Origin of the sequence: Paracoccus sp. Ld10, assembly GCF_045064235.1 — a bacterium.
Classification (GTDB): domain Bacteria; phylum Pseudomonadota; class Alphaproteobacteria; order Rhodobacterales; family Rhodobacteraceae; genus Paracoccus.
On sequence record NZ_JBISHD010000008.1, the window covers coordinates 1 to 5,547 of the forward strand.

Sequence of the window (5,547 nt, forward strand, 5' to 3'; positions counted from 1 at the left end):
GACCTTCTGCGCCCCCTGGCGATCGCGGACGGCCTGCCAGAGCGCGTCGTTGGTTATCTGCAGTGCGAGCGCCTCGGTGATGACCCACTTCGTTTCCGGGTTCAGCCGCGAGATGCGCTTGCCGGTGCTGGAGTCTTTCACGTAGCGCAGCCTGTTCCAGATCTGCCGTCCGATATAAAGCTCGTTGTTTAGGATCCCGGTGCCCCGGTCACGGTTGCCATGGATCGTTGAAGAGCCCCACGGACCGCCCGACGGGCTCGGGACCTTCTCGATGTTCAAGGCTTCGGCAATCTTGCCCGGCGAGACGCCCTTGGCGTAGTCGCGAAAGATCCGCCGCACGATATCGGCCTCAGTCTCATTGATGGTCCGGTCCCCGCGGATCCGTTCGCCTTGGGCGTCGAACTGCTGCACCACATCATAGCCATAGGTAAGGCCTCCTGCGGACTTGCCCACCAGCGCCCGGCCCTTCAGTCCCCGGTGGGTCTTCTTCGCCAGCTCCTTGAGGAACATCGCCGACATCAATCCGCCGAGCCCGACCTGCAACTCGCTGGTCTGGCCCTCGGAAATCGTCTCGATCATTACCCCCTGAAACTGGAACTGCTGATAGAGGGCCGCGATATGGGCCTGGTTGCGGCTGACGCGGTCCAGTGCCTCGGAAATGATGACGTCAAAGCCGCCGCCTTGGGCGTCGCGTATCAGCTTCTGGACACCGGAACGCATTAGGCTGGCTCCCGATATCGCCCGGTCCGAGTAGGTGTCGACCACCTCCATCCCCTGCCGTGCCGCATAGTCGCGGCATGTCCGGATCTGGTCCTTAATCGAGGCATCGCGCTGCAGGTCCGTCGAGAAGCGGGCGTAGATCACCGCGCGCAGGGCAGGGGCTGGGGCTTGGGTCATTTGCTCACCTCGTCTTGTTCGTGGATAGGCGTCCTTCACGGTGGTCGGCTCGCGCCGCGGCCTGCGCCACGCGCTGCAAGACATCAATCAGGCCGGTGTCAAGTAGAGGTGGGGATGAGCCCTGCCTCAGATCAAGCGCCTGGATACGGTGGTCGCGTGCGAAACCGGTCAGGGGCGGGAGGTCGAAGTGAGCTTCAGGCGCGCGATCATTCGCACCATGGCCGCTCTGCGCGACGCCGGAACGCAGGGGATATTTGAGGTAGACCATGATGATAATCACCGTTAGGCCGACATGGCCCCATCACCTATCCGAAATAATCCAATAAGAAACAGTAACTTCGGCTTCGAATTATGGCTTTAATGTGCAGCCGATCCGGAAGTCGGAACAATTGTCTTGACCTGCGTTCAGACGGGTTGTGGGCGTGCGTTCTGAGATCCGGTCCTGCGGGGGCCACTTGGGATCACGTTTTTGTGTCATACTAAACCAGCGTGGTTGGCGCGGATCATCCGACAGCAGATTCGTAATGTCGCCTCCAGTTAGGCAATGGGTTACGTCTGGCACAGATGGCGAATGGATCCTCTACGCCAAGCCAGCCTCACCGGTGGAACAATAGAAGGATACCGTTGTCGAGGCCTGGAGCGGCGCCATCGTTATCAAGGTGCCCGGCTGACCAAATGCCCATGTTCGATGACCGATTGCCGTTCCAGTTCAGGATCCCGGCCGTTCGCCGCCCTCTGGCTGCGTGCTGAACCATTCCGCATAGGGCGTGTTCCGCGCCATCTTCCGGTTCATGTCCGGCGCGCCATCGCTCCACCATACCGGGCCGCGCTCGGCCAAGGCCTGCTTGGCGTGGTCTACGGCGCGATGGGCAGCATCCTCGGCTGTGTCATCGCGAGCAGAACGCGCGGCCTTCACCGCCCGCCGGGCACCCATCAGGTCATGGGTAAGGCGCTGCCGCTCTGTCTCTGGCAGTTGCGGGTTGGTGGCGCGCCACAACCGCCCACGAACGACGATATAGCGGTCATCGGGCGTGTGCAGGGTCACAGGTCGGTCCGTCCGGGATTGTGCGTCGACATAGGTGCTATCAGCGTGCCCGATGGTCGCTGTGTCAATGTCGGGCGTTGAATCCTCATGAAGATCATCGACGTGGCACGACAGGGGAGAGCATCTGACAAAGCTCGGGGTCTCTGGCGGCTGCGCCATTGGGGCATCCAAGTGCCGGCCTGGATCGATCCGTCGCCCGCGGCGCGGTGACGCTAGGCCGCATCTAACGCCGTCCCTTTCGCCAGTCCGCCCGGGTGACAAACCGGCTCGACCAGATGCCAGCGCGCCTTGCACGGGCGATCGCTTCGTCAGCGGCATAGGCCCGCCCGCCATACTGGTAATAGGCGGCGGCATACCCCTGCCGCACCATTCGGGCGTTCAGGTTTGCGGCCTCCGGCATCACAGGTCGCGACCATCCGCCCGTATCGATCGGTCGCCCGCTTCTCGCACGTCACCGCCGATATGCCGATCAGCCGCTCGAGGGCCCTCGTAGCCTCGACGCCGCACTCCCCGACCCTCAGCTGATGCCGGCGGGTCTGATTGCTTTCAGGGGCGTCGATGCCGTGCAAGCGGACCCGCTTGCCGTCCACGTCCAGCGTGTCCCCATCAATGACCCGGGCACCGCCGCCCAGCATCTGCGTGATGGGCCGATCCAGCACAAACTCACTGACCACATCCAGGAACAATCGCTGGAAAACGGGATCGTCGTCCCCGAACGCAAAGACCGCGCCGACCGTCAGGATTGCTGCCAGCTATACCTTCGGTCCGGCGCGGCGCTTGGTTTCTTTCTTACGTCTTCTGCGTCCCATTGGCGCGCGCTTGCCCGGAACGGAAAAGGAACGCAAGGTGCTGTAGTCGAAACATGCTCATTGGACGCTGACTGGCACATGAACTGCCTGCCTCCCCACCCGACGCTCGATGATTTCGACAATACGATGTCAGGCGCGCGGCTCAGGTAAGTTGATGCTAGCCCACCGATCGGGACAGCCTTCACCAGCAGCTGAACCGGCCTTTCGCGCGCGACGCACTCGGCCCTAAGCTGCCGGTCGATGCTTGACTGGCGCTGCGGTGCAGCTTCCCCAGACCCGACGTTCGTGCTTGCCGCGGCGCAATTGACCAAGCACAGTCTGTTATGCGGGACGACGCGGTCACTCATCTTAATCCTTGCAAGGGTGTGTGATTTGCTTACCCACTTCCGCCGAGAAGAAATCACTCTCAGGGTCGAACGCCAATGAGATCATCACACGGCAGCCATGGATACCCCTTTCCAAGGGGCCGTAGCCGAGATTGACAATAGGAGGTATCCTGATGACGTCGCGGCGCTCGTGAGTGCCGTCTGCTATTTGCTGTTCCATCCTATTAGTAAAGCTTTGCAGCAATGAAGCTCGTTGTTCTGAGGTCAAAGAGGTGGCACCTTTGACCAGAGACACCTCGCAGGTCGAATGCAACTGACCACCGCGATCATATGTGGATTAGGTCACCTGCAGAGGAGACGAAGGGAAGCGCCAGATCCGATGGTCTCTAACGTTTGACGAAAGTTCAGCGTTAGCCTCATCCAGTCTCTCCAGCCCATCGTCGAAAAACCCTGTCGTCGTCTCAATCGAACTCTGGCAGCGGCTCAGCGCGTCTAAAAAATCAGCGAGATAAGTTTGCGCCGCAACTGGAACAGGACAGGATAGAAGGAGCAAACAAGGCAAGAGTCGCATTACATCATCCCAATTTAACAGGGCAAATGTTGCACGACACCGAATGACCGCAAAGGGCTCCTTGCGCCTATTCCTTAGCGCCGACCTGGCGGCTGCTCTCTGGGACGCAGCTGACGGTCAAGTTGGCGATGCGAGATCTTCGATGAGTGTGAACCGCTCCCATACGACCTGCATTTGGGGCGAAAACCCCCCGTTTCGTTGAAAGAAATCGCGGTGATCGCTGCGCCAGCCCTCAAGGTCGTCATTTTCTCCTTCAGCAAGTGCCATCGCCTCCGTCACTTCTTCAAAGCTGCACTGAACAACCTCGTTAGTTTCGATAACAAGCTCCGGCGAACCGTCCCACGCGAGAACAATATCCCGCCTCCCAACCAATGGAAGAGGCTCGCCAGCTTCGAAATCGCGCAGCGCGCCGCAGGTCGCCGCTTTCTTGCCAGACCGAATGCCGGACACCAGGGCAGCACTCAGCGCTGCGCTATCGCCAAACTTGACTGTGACAGCCGTAGGGTAGCGATCCTTTAGGGCTTCGATAGGGGCAGGCATGGCTGCATCCTCCAATGTGACAGCAACGCCGAGAAAAGTATTGCCTGCTTAAATTCTAGAGAAAGTCTCCTAGACGCTGCCGGGGCACCCTGGCGGCTCCTTAGCAGGACGGACCTGCCACTAGTCGAACTGAGGCGTGGTCATTCCAAGCTACGAGAATAGACGTTGTTGAGATAGCCCTCGTTTTCAATTCGAAAGTAGGTCTCCCCGACATGTTCAAAGCCTTGTCTCAGGTAGAAGGAAATCGCAGGTGCGTTCTCCGCGTTCGTCGTCAGCCAAACGGACGTGGCTCCAAGTTCGCGGCAACGCTCAAGTGCTGCAGCCAGTAGCGCTTTGCCAACACCTTTTCCGTGATGCCTCGGTTGGACATAGAAGGTCGAGATTTCCACGTGGGAGAAGCCGCTCACTGGCGCTGTGCTGCCAGACGACACACGAATAAAACCGTCAATGCCCTTATCATTTTCTGAAACAAGGATGAACTGGTCGGGGTCTGCTAAATGTTTCTCAGACTTCGGTGCTGTGAACTCGCTCAAGGCGTAGTCAGCGAAGAAAGCACTTACGCCGTGCTTCAAGTAGGTGCCTATCCATACCTCGAGAGAGATTGCAGCAAGACTTGAAGCGTCTGATTTCTGGGCTTTTCGAAGCGTCATGATGTAAGGTTAGGTCGAGGCTTCAGTGACGGCAATGGGCTCTTCACGTCGATCTGCCGTCCCGGGGTCAGGGACGGTCTTGGGCTGCCTCTGACACGCGCACGCGGCCCATAGCTGGCGGTCGGTGGGGCAGCGAACGCGCGGCTTGGCGTCCCCAAACCAGCCGCTCATGCTCACTGCAGCGACATTGGCAGGAGGATGTCGCTGATGCCCGAAAAAGCAAAGCTCCAGTTAAATCAGGAATCACCATCACATAGCAGGGGTTCCCTGAAACCGACCCTATAAGTAGGCTCCCATGATGCCGACATGATCTCCCAGCAACACGCCCCGTCCCCCCGCTTCATCGCCGCCGGACTGGGCGATGCGTCGCGCCAAGAAATTTGCAGTCTCCTTGTGACCTGCCCCCCGTTGGTCCCTCGATCATAACGAGAGTCTGCCGGTTTGTGCGCTGCTCCCTAACCTTGGACCGCCGGATGCTGGAGTTTTCCGGCTTGGTCCGGCGACGGGCTGGCTGCGCCGCCGGGATAATGCAGGGCGATCGGGACGTTATGTCCGATGGCGCTGTGGGGTCGGTCCTCGTTATAGTGCCTACGCCAAGTCTCCAGTTTTTCCTGTGCGTCCGCAAGGCTCATGAACCAGTGCGCGTTCAGGCATTCCGACCTGAGCTTGCTGTTGAACGCCTCGATAAAGCCATTGTCGGTGGGCTTGC

8 protein-coding genes are annotated in these 5,547 nt (G+C 59.6%); 1 reads left to right on the plus strand and 7 read right to left on the minus strand.

The features are described 5' to 3' along the window. The 4 genes from ACJJVR_RS04295 to ACJJVR_RS04310 form a co-directional block, all read right to left on the minus strand. On the minus strand, nt 1-897 hold an 897-nt coding region (locus tag ACJJVR_RS04295; protein ID WP_405402544.1), incomplete at its 3' end, for a recombinase family protein. A 709-nt stretch (nt 898-1,606) separates the two neighbouring features. After that, entirely contained in the window at nt 1,607-1,942 is a 336-nt protein-coding gene (locus tag ACJJVR_RS04300) for a hypothetical protein (RefSeq protein WP_405402545.1), read from the minus strand. Between the two features lie 223 nt (nt 1,943-2,165). Beyond that, the gene (locus ACJJVR_RS04305; RefSeq protein WP_405402550.1) at nt 2,166-2,324 is read right to left on the minus strand and encodes a thermonuclease family protein; all 159 of its coding nucleotides are present in this window, start codon (nt 2,322-2,324) and stop codon (nt 2,166-2,168) included. Beyond that, on the minus strand, nt 2,251-2,577 hold the full coding sequence (locus ACJJVR_RS04310; RefSeq protein WP_405402551.1) for a thermonuclease family protein: 327 nt from the start codon (nt 2,575-2,577) through the stop codon (nt 2,251-2,253). The genes ACJJVR_RS04305 and ACJJVR_RS04310 overlap by 74 nt, the downstream gene beginning before the upstream one ends. Between ACJJVR_RS04310 and ACJJVR_RS04315 the strand changes: the two genes are divergently transcribed. Then, nucleotides 2,467-2,901 (plus strand): hypothetical protein, encoded by a 435-nt coding sequence (locus ACJJVR_RS04315; protein ID WP_405402552.1) that lies wholly within the window; start codon nt 2,467-2,469, stop codon nt 2,899-2,901. The genes ACJJVR_RS04310 and ACJJVR_RS04315 overlap by 111 nt on opposite strands. An 864-nt stretch (nt 2,902-3,765) precedes the next feature. Here the strand turns inward: ACJJVR_RS04315 and ACJJVR_RS04320 are convergent. From ACJJVR_RS04320 to ACJJVR_RS04330, 3 genes are all read right to left on the minus strand, one after another. Further along, entirely contained in the window at nt 3,766-4,188 is a 423-nt protein-coding gene (locus ACJJVR_RS04320) for an ASCH domain-containing protein (protein ID WP_405402546.1), read from the minus strand. 140 nt (nt 4,189-4,328) lie between these two features. Beyond that, the gene (locus ACJJVR_RS04325; RefSeq protein ID WP_405402548.1) at nt 4,329-4,838 is read right to left on the minus strand and encodes a GNAT family N-acetyltransferase; all 510 of its coding nucleotides are present in this window, start codon (nt 4,836-4,838) and stop codon (nt 4,329-4,331) included. A gap of 455 nt (nt 4,839-5,293) precedes the next feature. Beyond that, the coding region (locus ACJJVR_RS04330; RefSeq protein ID WP_405401613.1) for a transposase at nt 5,294-5,547 on the minus strand (254 nt) is incomplete at its 5' end.